Annotated in this window: 21 protein-coding genes; 13 read left to right on the top strand and 8 right to left on the bottom strand. The window is 70.4% G+C overall.

All coding sequences use genetic code 11. The annotated features are described in order from the left end of the window. Position 1: 1 nt before the first annotated feature. Positions 2-1,534, bottom strand: a complete 1,533-nt coding sequence (locus ACF09C_RS11210) for a substrate-binding domain-containing protein (protein WP_392091080.1) — start codon at positions 1,532-1,534, stop codon at positions 2-4. A gap of 212 nt (positions 1,535-1,746) precedes the next feature. Between ACF09C_RS11210 and ACF09C_RS11215 the strand changes: the two genes are divergently transcribed. Together ACF09C_RS11215 and ACF09C_RS11220 are read left to right on the top strand one after the other, a co-directional pair. After that, on the top strand, positions 1,747-2,688 hold the full coding sequence (locus ACF09C_RS11215) for an NADP-dependent oxidoreductase (protein ID WP_392091081.1): 942 nt from the start codon (positions 1,747-1,749) through the stop codon (positions 2,686-2,688). 209 nt (positions 2,689-2,897) lie between these two features. Further along, positions 2,898-3,806: a glycoside hydrolase family 19 protein gene (locus tag ACF09C_RS11220; RefSeq protein WP_392091082.1), complete on the top strand. Its 909-nt coding sequence runs from the start codon at positions 2,898-2,900 to the stop codon at positions 3,804-3,806. A 68-nt stretch (positions 3,807-3,874) separates the two neighbouring features. Here the strand turns inward: ACF09C_RS11220 and ACF09C_RS11225 are convergent, their stop codons facing one another. The 3 genes from ACF09C_RS11225 to ACF09C_RS11235 form a co-directional block, all read right to left on the bottom strand. Beyond that, complete coding sequence (locus tag ACF09C_RS11225) at positions 3,875-4,189, bottom strand: hypothetical protein (protein WP_392091083.1); 315 nt, start codon at positions 4,187-4,189, stop codon at positions 3,875-3,877. A 137-nt stretch (positions 4,190-4,326) separates the two neighbouring features. After that, positions 4,327-4,563, bottom strand: coding sequence for a DUF397 domain-containing protein (locus ACF09C_RS11230; protein ID WP_392091084.1), 237 nt, complete (start codon positions 4,561-4,563; stop codon positions 4,327-4,329). Then, the gene (locus ACF09C_RS11235; RefSeq protein WP_392091085.1) at positions 4,560-5,396 is read right to left on the bottom strand and encodes a helix-turn-helix transcriptional regulator; all 837 of its coding nucleotides are present in this window, start codon (positions 5,394-5,396) and stop codon (positions 4,560-4,562) included. The genes ACF09C_RS11230 and ACF09C_RS11235 overlap by 4 nt, the downstream gene beginning before the upstream one ends. A gap of 181 nt (positions 5,397-5,577) precedes the next feature. On the opposite strand from ACF09C_RS11235, the gene ACF09C_RS11240 reads away from it, so the two are divergent. Together ACF09C_RS11240 and ACF09C_RS11245 are read left to right on the top strand one after the other, a co-directional pair. Beyond that, positions 5,578-6,024 (top strand): hypothetical protein, encoded by a 447-nt coding sequence (locus ACF09C_RS11240; RefSeq protein WP_392091414.1) that lies wholly within the window; start codon positions 5,578-5,580, stop codon positions 6,022-6,024. 40 nt (positions 6,025-6,064) lie between these two features. Further along, positions 6,065-7,735: a DUF4157 domain-containing protein gene (locus tag ACF09C_RS11245; protein WP_392091087.1), complete on the top strand. Its 1,671-nt coding sequence runs from the start codon at positions 6,065-6,067 to the stop codon at positions 7,733-7,735. On the opposite strand, the gene ACF09C_RS11250 is transcribed toward ACF09C_RS11245, so the two are convergent. Then, the gene (locus tag ACF09C_RS11250; protein ID WP_392091089.1) at positions 7,732-8,541 is read right to left on the bottom strand and encodes an XRE family transcriptional regulator; all 810 of its coding nucleotides are present in this window, start codon (positions 8,539-8,541) and stop codon (positions 7,732-7,734) included. The two genes, ACF09C_RS11245 and ACF09C_RS11250, sit on opposite strands and share 4 nt — an antisense overlap. A gap of 173 nt (positions 8,542-8,714) precedes the next feature. Between ACF09C_RS11250 and ACF09C_RS11255 the strand changes: the two genes are divergently transcribed. The 3 genes from ACF09C_RS11255 to ACF09C_RS11265 all read left to right on the top strand — a co-directional run bounded on the left by ACF09C_RS11255 (position 8,715) and on the right by ACF09C_RS11265 (position 10,344). Further along, a complete protein-coding gene (locus ACF09C_RS11255; protein ID WP_392091090.1) occupies positions 8,715-9,125 on the top strand; it encodes a peptidase inhibitor in 411 nt (136 codons plus the stop codon). Between the two features lie 126 nt (positions 9,126-9,251). Then, positions 9,252-9,650, top strand: coding sequence for a proteinase inhibitor I36 SMPI (locus tag ACF09C_RS11260; RefSeq protein ID WP_392091091.1), 399 nt, complete (start codon positions 9,252-9,254; stop codon positions 9,648-9,650). A 394-nt stretch (positions 9,651-10,044) separates the two neighbouring features. Beyond that, entirely contained in the window at positions 10,045-10,344 is a 300-nt protein-coding gene (locus ACF09C_RS11265) for a hypothetical protein (RefSeq protein ID WP_392091093.1), read from the top strand. A gap of 12 nt (positions 10,345-10,356) precedes the next feature. Here ACF09C_RS11265 and ACF09C_RS11270 read toward each other — a convergent pair whose 3' ends face one another. Further along, positions 10,357-10,818 carry a MarR family winged helix-turn-helix transcriptional regulator gene (locus ACF09C_RS11270; RefSeq protein WP_392091094.1) on the bottom strand — a complete coding sequence of 154 codons (462 nt, stop codon included), beginning with the start codon at positions 10,816-10,818 and terminating at the stop codon, positions 10,357-10,359. Next, positions 10,815-11,408 carry a DJ-1/PfpI family protein gene (locus ACF09C_RS11275; RefSeq protein WP_392091096.1) on the bottom strand — a complete coding sequence of 198 codons (594 nt, stop codon included), beginning with the start codon at positions 11,406-11,408 and terminating at the stop codon, positions 10,815-10,817. Before ACF09C_RS11275 ends, ACF09C_RS11270 begins: the two co-directional genes overlap by 4 nt. Before the next feature lie 182 nt (positions 11,409-11,590). On the opposite strand from ACF09C_RS11275, the gene ACF09C_RS11280 reads away from it, so the two are divergent. The 3 genes from ACF09C_RS11280 to ACF09C_RS11290 all read left to right on the top strand — a co-directional run bounded on the left by ACF09C_RS11280 (position 11,591) and on the right by ACF09C_RS11290 (position 14,543). Continuing rightward, a complete protein-coding gene (locus tag ACF09C_RS11280; protein WP_392091097.1) occupies positions 11,591-12,952 on the top strand; it encodes an aspartate aminotransferase family protein in 1,362 nt (453 codons plus the stop codon). A gap of 97 nt (positions 12,953-13,049) precedes the next feature. Further along, entirely contained in the window at positions 13,050-13,745 is a 696-nt protein-coding gene (locus ACF09C_RS11285) for a GntR family transcriptional regulator (RefSeq protein WP_392091099.1), read from the top strand. Between the two features lie 147 nt (positions 13,746-13,892). Then, positions 13,893-14,543, top strand: coding sequence for a hypothetical protein (locus tag ACF09C_RS11290; protein ID WP_392091100.1), 651 nt, complete (start codon positions 13,893-13,895; stop codon positions 14,541-14,543). A 61-nt stretch (positions 14,544-14,604) separates the two neighbouring features. Here the strand turns inward: ACF09C_RS11290 and ACF09C_RS11295 are convergent, their stop codons facing one another. Next, positions 14,605-15,339, bottom strand: coding sequence for an SLATT domain-containing protein (locus tag ACF09C_RS11295; protein ID WP_392091416.1), 735 nt, complete (start codon positions 15,337-15,339; stop codon positions 14,605-14,607). 289 nt (positions 15,340-15,628) lie between these two features. Between ACF09C_RS11295 and ACF09C_RS11300 the strand changes: the two genes are divergently transcribed. The 3 genes from ACF09C_RS11300 (at position 15,629) to ACF09C_RS11310 (ending at position 17,377) form a co-directional block, all read left to right on the top strand. Beyond that, complete coding sequence (locus tag ACF09C_RS11300; RefSeq protein ID WP_362415098.1) at positions 15,629-15,967, top strand: YbaB/EbfC family nucleoid-associated protein; 339 nt, start codon at positions 15,629-15,631, stop codon at positions 15,965-15,967. Between the two features lie 103 nt (positions 15,968-16,070). Further along, a complete protein-coding gene (recR, locus tag ACF09C_RS11305) occupies positions 16,071-16,670 on the top strand; it encodes a recombination mediator RecR (RefSeq protein WP_362414947.1) in 600 nt (199 codons plus the stop codon). A gap of 47 nt (positions 16,671-16,717) precedes the next feature. After that, on the top strand, positions 16,718-17,377 hold the full coding sequence (locus ACF09C_RS11310; protein WP_392091102.1) for a DUF5063 domain-containing protein: 660 nt from the start codon (positions 16,718-16,720) through the stop codon (positions 17,375-17,377). The last annotated feature ends 19 nt before the right edge of the window (positions 17,378-17,396 follow it).

Here is a 17,396-nt window from a genome sequence, read left to right on the forward strand (position 1 = left end):
CTCATCCTTCGCCGCAGATCCGCAGACCCTTGGGCGTCGCGCACGGCAGGTGGCCGTGGGTGCGGATGACGTCCTGGCCGCGCCCCTGCCGCAGATAGGTGAGGAAACTGGAGGTCAGCGAGTCGGCCGGCGGCTCGCCCCAGGTGTAGGCGTACTCGATCTCCCGGTACGGGTACGTCGACGCGCCGATCTCGTCCACGTTCGGGACGCGCCCGTCGATGGCCACCTTGTGCAGCCCCTTCTGCCCGCTCACCGCGCGCAGTTCGGTGTAGCCGATGGCCCCCGGCAGCTTGGCGACCGTGGACAGGACCTGGGCGGTGCTGTCCAGTTCGCAGCGGGTCGCGGGAGCCTCGTGGTCGTCCCGGTTCTCGCAGTCCCGGGAGGAGTTCGCGGGCTCGTTGCGGCCGAGGACCCGGCGCTGGAAGACCTCGCGGGTGCCGGAGTTGGCGTCCCGGCTGACCAGGAGGATGCGGCGGTCGGGGCCGCCGGGGATCTGCTTCCAGTTGTCGATCTCGCCCCGGTAGATGGCCTGGATCTGGGCGACCGTGAGGTTCTCGACCGGGATCTTGTCGTTGAGGACGAGGGTGAAGAGGGAGACGGCGACCATGTTCTCGCGCAGCTGCGGGAAGCCGCCGGGCTTGCGGCCGTCGGAGAGCGCCACGACCGCGGGGGCGCCCTTGCCGCCGCTCGCCTCGCCGGCCGTCGCCAGCTCCCGTATCCCCGCGGTCGAGCCGTGCGCGTCCACGGTGATCGTGGAGCCCTCGCAGTCCTTCTGGTACCTGCCCGCCAGCTCCCGCACCGCCGGGGCGAACGCGGTCGAGCCGGTGACCTTGAGGGTGCCCTTGGCGCAGCCGATGGGCGGCGGGGCGTCGCGGGCCACGATGAGGCCTGCCAGGGTCACCACGCAGGCGGCGAGGACGAGCGTGATGTTGCGGGCGGCCGGGCTGAAGGTCGGCGTCTTGTCGTCGACGCTCCGGGACTCGTTGCGGTGCACGTCCACGGCGTCCCGGATGCCGGTGATCTGGATCGCGCGCTCGGTCACGCTGCCGGAGAGCATCACGAGCAGCTTGAAGTACTGCTTGCGCTCCAGCGACACCTTGGGCAGCAGGACGGACGTGCCCTCCTTGCGCAGCCCCGGCCCGGCCCGCACCTCGTCCCGTACCGACTCGTACTCCTGCGGGATGGTGGCGACCACCGCCTTGACGTCCTTGTCGCTGAAGGTGATCTTCAGCCCCTCGGTCTCGGTGGCGGAGGCCGACCGCACGTAGTCCCCGTGGTCGATGTCCCGCTGGCCGTCGTTCTCGATCCGGAGCAGGACCAGGTGGGAGCCGTTCTCCGCGATGTCGCCGACGCGCAGGGTCAGGGTGCCGGCCGTCTCGGCTCCCTCGCGCAGGGGCGTGTTGAGCTGTACGCGGTACCCGAGCCGCTTGCCCCGCTGCTGGAAGCGCTCGTACGCGACCACACCGGCGGAGACGAGGACACCGAGGAGCGCGGTGACCACGGCGATGACGTTCTCGGCGGTAACCCAGTCCACGGACGTGACGGTACGGACGCGTGTGCGGATCCGTGGGGGAGGTCGCTTTCCGCCACCAGGAGTTCTCCGTTCGTTCAGTTCTTTCGGCCACGGCGTCCGCCCACCGCGTCCGGCCACCGCATCCGCCGGGCACGGGTTGGCCGAACAACGGTTGCCGGGGGTGGTGACCGTGGGTGTAATGGCCACGAGGGGGCCTGGCGGAGAGGAACCCCATGCGTGTCGTCGAAGTGACCGCCTACGGCGGCCCTGAGGTCCTGAGAATGGCCCGCCGCCCGGAGCCCGAGGCCGGTGAGCGGCCCGGAATGGTCCGGGTGCGGCTGAAGGCGGCCGGGGTCAACCAGGCCGACCTGCGGATCCGCGCCGGCCGGTACGCCGACGTCGTCGGGGAGCTGCGGCCCCCGTTCGTCCTGGGGACGGACTTCGCGGGCAGGCTGATCGACCCCTTGCCCGACATGCCGGCGGGCACCCGCGTGGCCGGGTTCGTCCCCTGGTTCGAGGCGCTGACCGGCGAGGGCACGTACGCCGAGGTCATCTGGGCCGAACCGGACTGGGTGGCCCCGATCCCGGACGACGTGGACTACACCGTGGCCGCCTCCGTCCCGCTCGCCGCGGCCACCGCCCAGCGCGGCCTGGACGTGCTCGACCTCCCGCAGGGCGCCACGCTGCTCGTCTCAGGGGCGAGCGGAGTGGTGGGCAGGCTCGCGGTCCAGTACGCGGCGGCCGCCGGGCTGCGCGTGGTCGCCATCGCGCACGAGGGCGACCAGCACGAACTGAAGGTCCTCGGCGCCGAGCACCCCGTGGAGCGCGGCACCCCGGACGAGATCGTCGAGCGGGTCCTCGCCGCGGTCCCCGAACGGGTGGACGGGGTCTTCGACGGCGCCTTCCTCGGCGCCCCGCTGCTCGAGTGCGTGAAGGGCGGCGGCGCCTTCGTCGCCCTCGTCCCCGACCGCACGCCCGCCGCCGAACGCGACATCCGGGTGGAGACCGTCCTCGGCAGGCCGGACGCGCCACGGCTGAAGGAGACCCTGGAGAAGGTGGCGGCCAGGGAGATCATCACCCGGGTGGCGGACGTGATGCCCCTGGAGGAGGTCGCGGAGGCGCACCGCAGGGCGGAGGCGGGTCACCGGCCGGGCAGGATCATCCTCATGATCTAGCTCGTGATCCAGCCACCTCGGTACGTGTGAGGCGCCGGGCACCGGAAGGTGCTCGGCGCCTTCGCCGTGCCGAGGCCCGGGACGTGCCCGGGAACTGACGCGCCGAACTGTCACTCCCGACTGTCACCGTCATGAGTGTTGGTCTAGACCTTGACAGGTCCAGACCAAAGGCGCTTCGCTGGGCCTTCCCCCACGGAAGGACCAGCGACATGACGCGTCGTCTGCTCATACTCCTGTCCGCATTCTGTACGGCCCTGGGTCTGGCCGTCTTCCTCCCCGTCTCCACGGCGGGCGCGGCCGCCGCCTGTGCGGCCGCGTGGAACTCGTCCAGCGTCTACACGGGCGGCATGACCGCCTCGCACAACGGCCGCAACTGGCAGGCCAAGTGGTGGACCCAGAACGAGACTCCCGGCACGACCGGCGAGTGGGGCGTCTGGGCCGACCAGGGTGCGTGCGATGGTGGGCCGACCACTCCGCCCACCACCCCGCCGCCGACGTCCGGATTCGTCGTCAGCGAGGCCCAGTTCAACCAGATGTTCCCGAGCCGGAACTCCTTCTACACGTACAGCGGCCTGACCGCCGCCCTCAGCGCCTACCCCGCGTTCGCCACCACCGGCGGCGAGACGGTGAAGAGGCAGGAGGCCGCCGCCTTCCTCGCCAACGTCCACCACGAGACCGGCGGCCTGGTCCACATCGTGGAGCAGAACACCGCCAACTACCCGCACTACTGCGACAGCAGCCAGCCCTACGGCTGCCCCGCGGGCCAGGCCGCGTACTACGGCCGCGGCCCGATCCAGCTCTCCTGGAACTTCAACTACAAGGCCGCGGGCGACGCCCTCGGCATCAACCTCCTGGGCGACCCGTACCGCGTCGAGCGCGAAGCGGCCGTCGCCTGGAAGACCGGCCTCTGGTACTGGAACACCCAGAACGGGCCCGGCACGATGACCGCCCACAACGCCATGGTCAACGGCGCCGGCTTCGGCCAGACGATCCGCTCCATCAACGGAGCCCTGGAGTGCGACGGCAAGAACCCGGCGCAGGTCCAGAGCCGCGTCACCAAGTACCAGCAGTTCGCCCAGATCCTGGGCGTGCCGACCGGATCGAACCTGTCCTGCTGACACCCCTGTAGAGCGTGCGTGACGATTCCCGGGACCCTCGGCGGAGGGCCCCGGGAATCGTTGTCATGTCAGCAGGGTGCGCTGATGTTCATGCAGTAGATCCAGCCGGACGCGGGGGACGTCACCTTGTACCAGCGGTTGCCCGCCGAGTTGACCCTGCTGGTGGTCCAGTAGACGTCCTCGCCGTACGAGGTCTGGTAGACGACGTCACACCGCGCCGCGTCACAGGTCCTGATGGGACCGCCGATCGACATCACCCACCCGGCGCTCGCGCCCGCAGTGCCGGTCGTACCGGTGCCGGTCGCCTGAGCGGGAGCCACCATCGTGCTGGTCAACACGGTGCCGGCCAGGACGCCCGCCGCGGCGAGTACACGCATACGCATGGACATTCCTCCGTCGCTTGGGCCCCGGGGTAAGGGGCCTGACGGAGCGCCACTTTTGTCGCCGGACGGGACCGGGCGAAAGGCCCGCCCCCGTCCGGGACGCGTCCGGGACGTGTCCCGGACGGAGGTCCTCCAGGTCAGCCCTGCCAGCCGAGGAACGCGCTCCAGGAGGCCGGCGCGACGGCGAAGGCCGGGCCGTCCTGGACCTTCGAGTCACGGACGTGGACGGAGTGGGGGCAGGTGGCTACTTCGACGCACTCGCCGCCGCCGCTGTCGCTGTACGAGGACTTGCGCCATTCGAAGGCGACCTCGACGCAGCTGCCGCCACCGTCGTCGCTGTAGCTGGACTTGAACCAGTGCAGGGTGTCGCTCATCTCGTCGCTCCCGCCAACCGTTCGATGAGGCCCAGTGACTCGCGCGGGTCCAGGGCCTGTGCCCGGATCTTCGCATACCGCTGCATGTGGGTGCTGACCTTCGTCCGGTCGGTGATCAGCAGGCTTTCGCCCTGGATCTCCAGGAAGGTGACACGGTCGTGTTGGGGGGTTTCGACCACCGTGAGGTTGCCCCGGTCGGCCGCGTACTCCCCCCTCAACCCCGCATCCAGCGGCAGCACCTGAAGGTTCACGTTCTTCCTCCTCGCGCACTCCGCCAGGTACAGCAACTGCGCCCGCATGACCTCCTGGCTCCCGAACGGCCGCAGCAGCACCGACTCGTCGAGGACGAGCTCGATCTCGCACGTCGGCTTCCGGTCGAACAGCGCCTTGCGCGCCATCCGGCCCGCGACGAGCTCCTCGATCCGCTCCGCGCTCGGCTCGGGGTAACCGCCCCCGATCAGGGCGCGCATGTACGCCTCCGTCTGGAACAGCCCGTGCACCACGTGGTTGGCGTACAGCCACAGCGAGACGGCGGTCTGTTCGATGGGCGCGTAGTCGCGGAACTGCTCGGGGAGTTTCTCCATCCGTACCAGTTCCCGCATGCCCTCGAAGAAGCCGCTGCCGTCTCCGAGTGCCTCCTCCACGTTTTCGAGCATCTCGTCACTGATCGGATGGAGCATCCGCTCCATCGCGCTGATCGCGGCGCCCGAATAACCCATGCGGGAGCCGAGCTGCTCCTGTGTCAGCCCTTTCCGTACCCTCAATTTCTTTGCCATGACCGCCACCATGCGTGCGGCCGTGCCCACTGGTTCCCTGTTCTCCGAACGCGTCATTGCGCTCCCCAATCGAACTCAACCGGTCTCAACCGGTCTCAAATGCTCCCCGCCCAATTCGACTGACTACGAGTGGCGTTGGCGCAGGTCGAGGGGTTGCCGACGCGTCCTCTCAGTCGTGGAAACGCTAGCGGTGACGCGCGAAACTGTCCTCGTGAATTCAGAGAATCGTGCGGTGAACATGGGCTGGATTCCTCTTTCCGGATTCCAGTTGCGCAAGGCGGGCGTGCAATTCGACGCGGTGCGCGTGGACGGCGACGACGGACGCCGTCTCGCGGGCCGGCTCGAACGGCTCACCGGTGGGGATCCGGGGCCGGTCGTCGTCGAGGCGAACGGCAGGCGCGGGGTCTACTTCCTGGTGCCCCCGGGGACGACGGCCCATCGGGCCTGGCCGCGGGGCGCGACCCGCTTCAACTCAGGGCCCGGGCAGGTCGCTTACGTACCCGTGCCGGCCCTGGACGGGCGGACCTGGCCGCTGTCGTGGTGGTGTCCGCCGTCGGAGCCGGGGCGGTTCGTCCACACCCTGCTGCTGCGTGCGCTCTGCACGGAAGTGCTGCGGGAGACCGTCGCCGGGCCCCTCGACCTCTGCCCTGAAGTACCTTCCGCCGCGCCGTGGCCGTCGGGTTGAGTGGGAGGTTGCCGACGAATCCCAGGAGGGGCGGAGCCCGATGCGCGAGCGCGAGAACGAGGAGGCCACCGGCGCCAAGGACGGCCGGGGCGCGAGGAACGCTCCCGCCGAGACCGGGCAGCCACGGTCCGAACTCCTCGCGCTGCAGGGCGCCGTGGGCAACGCGGCGGTGGTCCAGATGCTCCGCCGGGCGGGCCACGGCATGGATCAGGCCGAGCACCGGCACGGCGACGGCTGCGGCCACGACGCGCCCCCGGTCGCCGCCGTGCAGCGCTCGGCCGCCCTCGCCGCCCACGCGGTCCAGCGTTCCGCCGTGCACGACGTCCTGCGCAAGCCCGGCCGGCCGCTGGACGACACCACCCGTACGGACATGGAGTCCCGGCTCGGCGCCGACTTCTCCGACGTACGCATCCACACCGACGGCGCGGCGAAGGCCTCCGCCGCCGAGGTCGGGGCCCGTGCCTACACCTCGGGCAGCCACATCGTCATCGGCGAGGGCGGCGGCGACGCGCACACCCTCGCCCATGAGCTCACCCATGTCATCCAGCAGCGCCAGGGACCGGTCAGCGGCACCGACAACGGCAGTGGGCTCAAGGTCTCCGACCCGTCCGACCGCTTCGAGCGCGCCGCCGAGGCCAACGCCCGCGCGGTGATGAGCCGTCCGGCTCCCGAGGCCTCCTCGGACGTGCAGCGCGCGGAGGCCGGCCCCGAGACCGCTACGACGGGCGCGGCGGAGGCGCCCGTGCAGCGCACCCTGGCGGAGGGTCTTGAGAAGGGGACTCCGGTCGTCCGGCACACGGACGAGGGGGACATCGAGGGGCACACGATCCTGAGCTTCAGGTTCGGGTCCTACCTGATGTCCGAGGGCAAGGACGGCAAGAAGCCCCGGGCGTCCACGAAGGACAAGTCGTGGGGCACGGTCGAGGGCCGTGAGGCCTCGCGGGCCGAGTACGACGCCGCCCGCGCGCAGGAGTTGGACCCGGCGGTCCTAGCCGCCAAGCAGAAGCAGAAGGACCTCGACCTCGGCGAGAACTACCTCAGCGCCGACTACCGCCGCATCAACCCGCTCCTCGCGGCCCTCGTCCAGGTCGGCTTCAGTCCGTCCGCGATCGGGACCCCCGGCTTCTCCTACCTGTCCAAGGAGAACGACGTCCTGCTGACGTGGCGCAACATCGCCATGGCACGGGGCTACGCGGACGAGCAGATCACGCAGAGCTGGGACACCAAGAGCCTCGCGGACACCTTCGACATCTTCGCGCGGATCAACGGCGTGTGGGACGACTTCGCGACACCGCCCGCGAACGAGGAGGGCAACGTCGTACGCGGTGACAGCAAGTACATGTACGAGTCGTTCGGCGGGGTCCTGAAGCAGCAGGAGAGCCACCCGGAGGGTGGCGAGGTGTCCCTCGACGAGACGATCGAATGGCCGGCGATCCTGTCGACCACGTACGGCGATCCGCTGACCCACACGTACGTGGCGGGCAAGGAGATCGTGTGGGACTTCACCCTGCCGGAGGGCCACCGCGGACGGGAGCTCGGCAAGAACAACAAGTCCGAGCAGGAGATGACCTTCCCGATCGGCACGAGGATCCACATCAGGAAGGTCCTCGTGCGGAGCGGGAAGTTCCAGCAGGCGAAGGCGGAGAAGTACGGCAAGAGCGCCGCGATCATCGTCTACGCCGACATCCTGGCGGGCGGGGGGCCGTCCTAGAGAGGTGCGTAGTAGCTGAGGTTGAGGCTGGCGCCGGGTGCTGTGACGGGTTCGGCGAGGCAGGTCGTGAGTCGGCCGGGTCCGTGAACGGCGTGGCGGATGGGGAGTTCGGAGCCGTCGAAAAAGGGCACGGGGGCTGCGGCATGCTCCCGGTACAGCGGGCCGGTCACGGGGTCGTTGAGAACGTCGTACGCGAGACGACCGAGCGCAGGATTCTCCGGTCGTAGCTCAACGCTGTGTTTCAGGTGGGGCATCATGGCCGGCACCCAATGGGTCTCCCATTGCATCAGCACGTCGGTGCGTGCCTCGGGGTCGAGGAGCATCCAGCGCATGACGTTGGTGGGGGCCTGTCCGCGAGGGAAGAGGCGTCGGAAGTCCTCGTTGTGAGCGATGACGCTCCATTCTGCGTCATTGACGTACGCCAACGCGCCGTGAATGTGATCGATGAGCCGCTGCCACGCGTTGGCTATGGCTGTCCCCGAGTTGCTGTACAGGGCATGGGGCGGGTTCTCCTTGCGGGTGATCAGCCACATGAACGCCCACTCCTGCTCGTCCAGCAGCAGCGTCCTCGCGACTGAGGTGAGGAGATCGGAACCGGGGTTGGCGAGTTGGCCGTTCTCGAACCGGTTGTACGTGCCCGGAGTGCGCGTGAGCAGCACGTCCATCTGTTCCTGACTCAGGCCGGCGGCCCGTCGACCGGGACCAGGTCCGCGCTTGGGGAACCCCACGGTGACCGGGTCGATCGCGGATCGGCGCGCCTGAAGGATCTCCTTGAGGCGGCCTCGGTCGCTGGCCGGCAGCTTCATGCGGAACCTCTCACTAGGGCTGAGCCCGGGCGCCAGCCAGGGCAACCCAATTATCTGCACTCGCCGACCCTGGAAAGGCTGATCACCTGGGGCAAGACTCTGGCCGGGAGCCATCCGATACCTGCGCCGGCGGGGTGCGGGGCTGATGGCGGTCAGTCAGCGGAGGAAGCAGTATGCGTTTTCGTAGGAACGTCTCGGCTTTCCTCGCCACGGGCGCCGCGGTGCTCGGTTCCCTGGCCGCCGCACCTCAAGCATCGGCCGCCGAGCCGTGCGGCGCCGGAAAGCTCTGTCTCTACCGAAGCACGCTGTACCGGACCATGATGTTCGAGACAGGTAGGACCGCCCGGTGCTTCAGGCTGGCGGAGTACCACCTGGGTCCCGGCCTCTACAGCATCTGGTCCTACGACAACAACCTGCCGGTGAAAGTGGAGTACTGGAAGGCGACGGAGACGACCGCGTACCTGGTCGGTGCCACCAGCCCCGGAGGCTCCAGTAGCAACACCTCGCAGGCTCTGGACGAGGCGAACCTGATGTGCACGGGCGGCGCCGGACCGTACTGGCCCCCGGTGCTCGAAGAGGTCTGACGCCGCCACGCGACCATCACGACCGGATCGCCGACGCGGCCCGGACAGCCGTCCGCCACGCCAGGCCGGATCGCCCGGCCTGGACGCCAAGAATCCACCGATCACTGAAGAAACGGGGACCAATCCATGAATTTCAAGCGCATGGCCGCAACGATGACCGCCGCGCTCGCCCTTGCTTCGGGCGGAGCCCTCGTCAACGCGGCTCCGGCGGCCGCGGCAACCGCATGCCCCAGCGCGAAGCTCTGCCTCTACAAGGGCGGCGACTTCACCTACCTGAACTGGACGTCCACCAGCACGAAGGCGTGCCTCTCCGTCGAGGGCTACTACATCGGTTCGTACGTCAACAGGCTGCCCGTGACCGCCGTCGTCTGGGAGTGGAAGCGCGGTGAGATCGTAGTCGGTGACCCGTCCTTCCTCATCCTCGGCACGATTCGCTCCGGCGGCTCCAGCAGCGACACCCTGGGCAGGTGGAACAGAGCGACCTTCGTGTGCACCGGCGGCGAGAAGCCGTGGGAGCGCTACTGACCGGAGCCTCTTCTTCCGGCACTTGGTTCGAACTCCGTTGCATCAAAGTACAGCTGATAGGCAATCACTGATGGGGGAGCGAGTGAGGAGACTCCGAACGAAGCGTGGCGCGGCTGCGGGTATCACGCTGGTACTAGCGCTGGCGGGCTGCTCGGAGGGCAGTACCAGTGGTGGCGGCGCCGGTGACGGTCGCGCGGCCGACGCGCCGTTCAACCCGTCTCAGCTGGCCCAGGCCATCCCGAGCGAACTCGCCGCCCCGAAGGGCTGGAAGGGGGATTCGCCCCTCGTCAGGGACGGGAGTGAATTGCAGAAGCTTTGCGAGCAGGGGGCCCGATTCAGCTGTGCCGGGCTCACCTCGCATGGGAACAGTCGGTACACCACGAGTGGGACGTTCGTGGATTTCGAGCTCCTCGCGTACGACTCGATCGACAACGCCAAGGTGGGCATGAAGTCGATGGTCTCCGACATCCACGACGGGAAGCCCGACGCCAAGCCGCTGACCGTCGACGCGGGCGCCGACGAGACCGATGCCTACGCGGACGGGGACCGCCCGGGCGTGGTGCTGCGCGTAGGCACCGTCGTGGCGTTCGTCTTCGGCGAGTCCCTGCCCAAGGACAACGACCTGCAGTCGTTCGCCACGTTTCAGGTCCAGCGCATCAATACCGCTGCCACGGGCAAGAACCCCGACGCCTAGGGGAGGCGCGCCTCAGCGGGCCTCTTCCTGCGCATCCAGCGCGTCCAGTGCCCCCGAGAGCCGTTCCAGGACCCGTACGGTCTCCTGGAAGGCCTCCAGGCCGCCCAGTTCGCGGGTCAGGCGGGCCGCCAGGTCCGCGTGGCCCGGGTCGATGCGGCGGATCGCGGCGCGGCCCTCGGGGGTCGGGGCGAGGAGCTTGGCGCGGCGGTGGGCGGGGTTCGGGGCGTAGGCGGCGAGGCCGCGCTCCACGAGCAGGTCCGCGATCCGCTGCACGCTCTGCCGGGTGATGCCCATGGCGCGGGCGATCCCGGCGACCGGCAGCGGCTCGGTCAGCACGGCGCCCAGGACCTGCCACCAGGCGGCGGTCAGGCCGGCCGGCTCGGCCAGCTGCTCCGACGTGGCGAGGAACTGGCCGTTCAGCCGGAAGACGCCCAGGGCCGTGCGGGACAGGGCGTCCTGTTCGTCCCTGCTCACGCGTTCAGCTCTTCGAAGGCGGCCGGGTCCGAGTCGTGGAAGAGCCGGTACCAGGCGTCCAGCTTGGCTCCGTCGAAGGCGCCGAGCTTGCCGAGGACCTCGCGGGCGAAGGCGACCGGCTCGGTCGGTCCCGCGGTGATCAGGTCGCCGTCGGTGACCGCGTCCGTGTCGACGTAGTGCTCGCCGCCCGCGTAGCCGGTCGCGGCCAGGTAGAACGAGACGGCGCTGGTGTGCGCGCGGTCGTCGAGCAGGCCCTCCCGGGCCAGTCCTGCGGTGGCGCCGCAGATGGCGGCGACGGGGACGCCCGCGTCGAGGAAGCGGCGGGCGGCGGCCGCGAAGGGGGCGAGGTCGTCGCCCGCGTCCCAGAGGTCGGCCCCGGGCAGGATCAGCATCGCGCTGTCCTCGGGCCTGAGGTCGTCGAGCGAGAGGTCGGTCAGGATCCGCGTCCCGGCGATGGTGGTGACGGGCTTGTCGGCGGCCGTGCCGACGGTCCTGACCGTGAAGCCGGAGCGGGCGAGCCAGGCGGTGGCGTGGCCCGTCTCCCAGTCGGCGAGGGTGTCGTAGACGGCGAGGTGGACGGTGCGGGGCATTGCGGGCCTCCTGCGGTTGTCGGTGCTGCCGTGGCGCTGATGACAGAAGACTGTCATGACGACAGCATGCTGTCAATCATTGCCGTCCGGGAGGCCGAGCACGCAACCTGTCGCGTCGCCCCCGGTCTCGGTGGACAAGATGGTCATGGCCGCTCCGACCTGCACGTACTTACCCTGGGCATATGACCCCTCATGTCGAACCCGACCCTCAGGCCGGCGCGGCCGTGAAGGCCGCAGACCGCGCGCACGTGTTCCACTCCTGGTCCGCCCAGGGCCTGATCGACCCGCTCGCCGTCGCCGGCGCCGAGGGTTCGTACTTCTGGGACTACGACGGCAACCGCTACCTCGACTTCACCAGCGGCCTCGTCTACACCAACATCGGCTACCAGCACCCCCGCGTGGTCGCCGCCATCCAGGAGCAGGCCGCGAAGCTCACCACCTTCGCGCCCGCCTTCGCCATCGACGTACGCTCCGAGGCCGCACGCCTCATCGCCGAGCGCACCCCCGGCGACCTGGACAAGATCTTCTTCACCAACGGCGGCGCCGAGGCCGTCGAGAACGCCGTACGGATGGCCCGGCTGCACACCGGCCGCCACAAGGTGCTCTCCGCCTTCCGCTCGTACCACGGCGCCACTTCCACCGCGATCAACCTGACCGGCGACCCGCGCCGCTGGGCCTCCGACACGGGCTCCGCGGGCGTCGTGCGCTTCTGGGCGCCGTTCCTCTACCGCTCGCCGTTCTACGCCGAGACCGAGGCCCAGGAGTGCGAGCGCGCCCTCGCGCACCTGGAGGACACCATCGCCTTCGAGGGCCCGGGCACGATCGCCGCGATCATCCTGGAGACCGTCCCGGGCACGGCCGGCATCATGACCCCGCCGCCCGGCTACCTGGCCGGCGTCCGCGCGATCTGCGACAAGTACGGCATCGTCTTCGTCCTCGACGAGGTCATGGCGGGCTTCGGCCGCACCGGAAAGTGGTTCGCCGCCGAGCACTTCGACGTCGTGCCCGACCTGATGACCTTCGCCAAGGGCGTGAACTCCGGTTACGTGCCGCTCGGCGGCGTCGCGATCAGCGCGAAGATCGCCGCGACCTTCGACAAGCGGCCCTACCCCGGCGGACTGACCTACTCCGGTCACCCGCTCGCCTGCGCCGCCGCCGTCGCGACCATCGAGGTCATGGAGGACGAGAAGGTCGTCGAGCACTCCGCCCACATCGGCGAGACCGTCCTCGGCCCGGGCCTGCGCGACCTCGCGGAGCGTCATCCGTCCGTCGGCGAGGTCCGCGGCATGGGTACCTTCTGGGCGCTCGACCTGGTCAAGAACAAGGAGACCCGCGAGCCGCTCGTCCCGTACAACGCGGTCGGCGAGGCCAACGCCCCCATGGCGGCCTTCGGCGCGGCGGCCAAGAAGCACGGCCTGTGGCCCTTCATCAACATGAACCGCACCCACGCCGTCCCCGCCTGCAACGTCTCCGAGGCGGAGGCCAAGGAGGGCCTCGCCGCCCTCGACGCGGCGCTCTCCGTCGCCGACGAGCACACGGTGTGACGCGCGTACCGGTCCCGTAAGGGGTGGGAAGCGTCACGGAGCCGAACCCTCCGTCTGGTCTAGGGTGTCCCGAAGCCGGACGGAGGGGACCGACCACATGCCCGCGAGCGGAGCTGTCACCCGCAACACGCTGCGGCGGCAGATCGCGGACGCGCTCCGTGACGAAGTGCTCGCCGGGCGTCTGCAGCCCGGTGAGGAATTCACCGTCAAGCAGATCGCCGAGCAGTACGGCGTCTCGGCGACCCCGGTCCGCGAGGCCCTCGTCGACCTCTCCGCGCAGGGGCTCCTCGACTCCGTGGAGCACCGCGGCTTCCGGGTCCACCAGTTCTCGATCGCCGACTACCGGGGCATGGTCGAGGCCCGCATGCTCGTCGTGGACGGCATCTTCCGCCGCCACGACCCCGTCGCCCACCCGCCGGGCCCCGACGTCTCGCGCGGGGTCGCGCTCGTCTCCATACGGCGCCGGGGCGAGGCGGCCTCCCGTGCGGCCCGCGCCGGCGACCTCGACATCCTCATCGGCTACGACATCCGCTACTGGCGCGAGCTGGCCCGGCTGGTCTCCGACAACGACTACATCGCCGACTTCCTGCACCGGCTCCGCGTCCAGGCCTGGGTGTTCTCCGTGCCGTACCTGCGCGCCGACCGGGACGTCCTCGGCTGGCTGTGGAGCGGGCACGTCGACCTCGTCGACGCGCTGACCCTCGGCGACGCCGAGGCGGCGGCCGAGGTCATGCGGGCGTACAACCGGCAGTCCCTGGAGTGGGCGGAACGCCTGGAGGCGCGGACCCGCTGATCGTTCCCCGGCCGCTTTCGGGTGTCGGGAGGCGTGTCGGGAGGCGTGTCGAGGGGCAGGTGAGGGGCAGGCCCCCCACCGGGTGTGCGGCGCCGACCGCGCCGACTACCCTGGCCGTCCCTGCAACTGACGGAGAGCGAGCCTCCCTTGGCCTGTGACCTGTGGCTGGTCCCGCTGGTGGACGTGCTGTGCCACAGCCCCGACAATCCCTTCGCCGAAGAGATCGCCGCCTACGACACGGCCCTGACCGCGTCCGGTCTGCCCACCGTCCCCGTGTACGCCTACATGCCGGGGCTCTCCGGTGACGTCGCGCCCGTCGCCGGGTTCGACTACGACGCGCTGCACTTCCTGCGCCGCGCCTATCTGCTGCACCTGTGCGGCCTGCCCGTCGAGCCGGTCGACGAGCTGGGCGGGGACTACGAACAGCTCCTGGAGATGTTCGAGACGGCCGCGCAGCAGTCCCACCTCGTCTGGCACTACGACCACGCCGGGGCGTACGTCCCGGTGGACTTCCCCGCCCCGCTCTCCACCGACGAGCTCCTGGAGGGCGGCGGCCCGCTGGGCTCCTCGCACGGGCTGCTGCGGGAGCTGGAGTTCGTGGCGCCCGTCATCGGGATCGACCCGGCCAACCCGCCGGCCCCGCCGCTGCCGCCGGAGCGGCCCACGTCCCTGGAGGAGCCGGCCCGGCCGATCGCGTACGACGACAGTCCGTTCGCGCGCGAGCGCCATGTGTGGCTGGGGCTGCACGCGGCGGCGACGCGGAGCCTCGGCCAGGGCTCGATGATCATCCTCAGCTGACGCGCCCGGACAGCGGATGGGCGCCCCCGAGGGGGCGCCCTTCTCGCGTGTCCTCGTACGTTCAGCGGGGCTCGGGCGGCCGCTGCCGGGGCATGTTCGGGCGGGTGCCCGGGGGGAGCGGGAAGCGGGAGGACGGGTGCCCGCCCTCGGGGCGGGGCGTGCCGCCCCCGACCGACTGCAGCGCGAGCGGCGCGGGACCGGAACGGAACTCGACCATCCAGTCGGCCGTCTCCGCCCGTACGAGCTCGGTGACGTCCTCCGAGAACCGGCGCAGCACCCCCAGGCACCGCTCGGCCGCCTCGCTCGCGGTGCCCTCGGTGGGCCCGAGGACCTCCCGCACGCTCTCCGACGCCCAGTCGAACTGCAGGGCCTGGAGCCGGCGCTGTACGGCCTGCGCGGTCGCCACGTCCCTGATCCAGCCCGAGGTGAGGCCGAAGTACCGGTCGCAGGCCATGCAGGCGGCGCCGAGCAGCAGGGACAGGTACCCCCAGCCGGCCGCCCCCTCGGCGACGTCGGTCAGGTCCAGGAGGGGCAGCGCGGCGCCCGCGATGACGCCCAGCGCCGTACCTATGCGCAGGGCCCGGGCGCAGCGGCGCTTCCAGACCCGGTCGGAGAGGTACCACTCCGCGGTGCGCAGCGCGTTGGACTCGACCCAGCGGTACAGCTCGTCCAGACGCTCCGCGGGCTCGCCCCAGTCGCCGAGCGGGAAGGGTGTCCCGGTCAGATCGCGGCGCGCGGCGGACCGCCCGGGCCGTCCCGGTTGTCCCGGCTGCCCGGGCGGCGGCTGCGGCGGCATCTCCGGCTGCTGGCTCACCGGGGCACTCCTCTGTTCAGCTCAGCGCTCGTGTCGCTCTGTGACGTGCGGTGCACGTGGTGCCTGCCCTTCCTACCGCCGAATGGTGGGCTGTGGGCCCGGAATCCCGGGATTTCCGCCCGCAAGAGGGTCTTGATCAGGTAGAGGAGCCCGCAGTTTCTCACTCGAAAGAGTTGTGGCGGCAGGCCGGGCATGGACCACGTAGGCTCGGCATACCGAACATCAGTCGTCCCGGTGTCCTCCGGATACCGGCGGAATGCCAGGAGTGACCGTGATTCCCGGTGGTGGCCAGCCCAACATGCAGCAGCTCCTCCAGCAGGCCCAGAAGATGCAGCAGGACCTCGCCCGCGCCCAGGAGGAGCTCGCGGCGACCGAGGTCGAGGGCCAGGCGGGCGGCGGCCTCGTGCGGGCGACCGTGACCGGCTCCGGCGAACTGCGCGCCCTGGTGATCGACCCCAAGGCGGTCGACCCCGAGGACACCGAGACCCTGGCCGACCTGGTCGTCGCGGCGGTCAAGGCCGCCAACGACAACGCGCAGGCGCTCCAGCAGCAGAAGCTGGGCCCGCTGGCGCAGGGCCTCGGCGGCGGAATGCCGGGCCTGGGCTTCTGAGCCGTTCCGGAGCCGCTTCCGAGCAGCTTCGCGGCCTGGGCTTCTAAGGTGCCCCGGCAGCCACTACCGTAAGAAACAAGCACTTCTGAGAAGGGCGCCGGCATTGTACGAAGGCGTGGTTCAGGACCTCATCGACGAACTGGGCAGGCTGCCCGGCGTCGGTCCCAAGAGCGCCCAGCGGATCGCCTTCCACATCCTCCAGGCCGAGCCGACCGACGTCCGCCGCCTCGCGCACGCGCTCCTGGAGGTCAAGGAGAAGGTCAGGTTCTGCGCGGTCTGCGGCAACGTGGCACAGCAGGAGCAGTGCAACATCTGCCGCGACCCGCGCCGGGACCAGACCGTCATCTGCGTGGTCGAGGAGCCGAAGGACGTCGTGGCGATCGAGCGGACCCGTGAGTTCCGCGGCCGCTACCACGTGCTCGGCGGCGCGATCAGCCCCATCGAGGGCGTCGGCCCCGACGACCTGCGCATCCGGGAGCTGCTCGCGCGGCTCGCGGACGGCACGGTCACCGAGCTGATCCTCGCGACCGACCCGAACCTGGAGGGCGAGGCCACCGCGACGTACCTGGCGCGGATGATCAAGCCCATGGGCCTCAAGGTCACCCGCCTCGCGAGCGGCCTGCCGGTCGGCGGCGACCTCGAGTACGCCGACGAGGTCACCCTGGGGCGTGCCTTCGAGGGGCGGCGACTGCTAGATGTATGACGACAGGGTCTGCGCGCCCGCGCCCGCGCTCCAAGGAGGCACTCGCGATGTCTGACGCCACACTGCACGCGATCACGCAGGACCCGGACGACTTCGCGGTCCAGATCGCCGACTCGATCGAGTCGTTCATCGTGGCGACCACGGAAGTGGCCAAGGGCGACGAGCCCGACAGCGCGGTGCCCTTCCTGCTCCTGGAGATCTCCCAGCTGCTGCTCGCGGGCGGCCGGCTCGGCGCGCACGAGGACATCCTCCCGGACGAGCGCTACGAGCCCGACACGGGCCCGGAGCCGGACGTGGACGAGCTGCGCGAGCGCTTCGCCACGCTCCTGGACCCGGTGGACGTCTTCTCGGAGGTCTTCGACCCCTACGAGCCGCGCAAGGCCCCGGTCCCGGCGCGGATCTCCGACAACCTGGCCGACATCGTCACCGACCTCCGCCACGGCCTGGCCCACTACCGCGCGGGGCGCACCAGCGAGGCGCTGTGGTGGTGGCAGTTCTCGTACTTCTCCAACTGGGGCCCCACGGCCTCGGCGACCCTCCGTGCCCTCCAGTCCCTCGTCGCCCACGTCCGCCTCGACCAGCCCCTGGCCGCCCTCGACGGCCTCGACACGGACGAGGACCTGACGGAGGACGACCTCGCCGAGGAGGCGGGGCGCGTGATGGCCGAGGAGATCGCGGGACCGCTGGGGCTCGGGCTGAAGAAGTAACGTTCAGGGCTTATGACGG

The sequence above is a fragment of the Streptomyces sp. NPDC014870 genome (genome assembly GCF_043081505.1).
Lineage (GTDB): Bacteria > Actinomycetota > Actinomycetes > Streptomycetales > Streptomycetaceae > Streptomyces.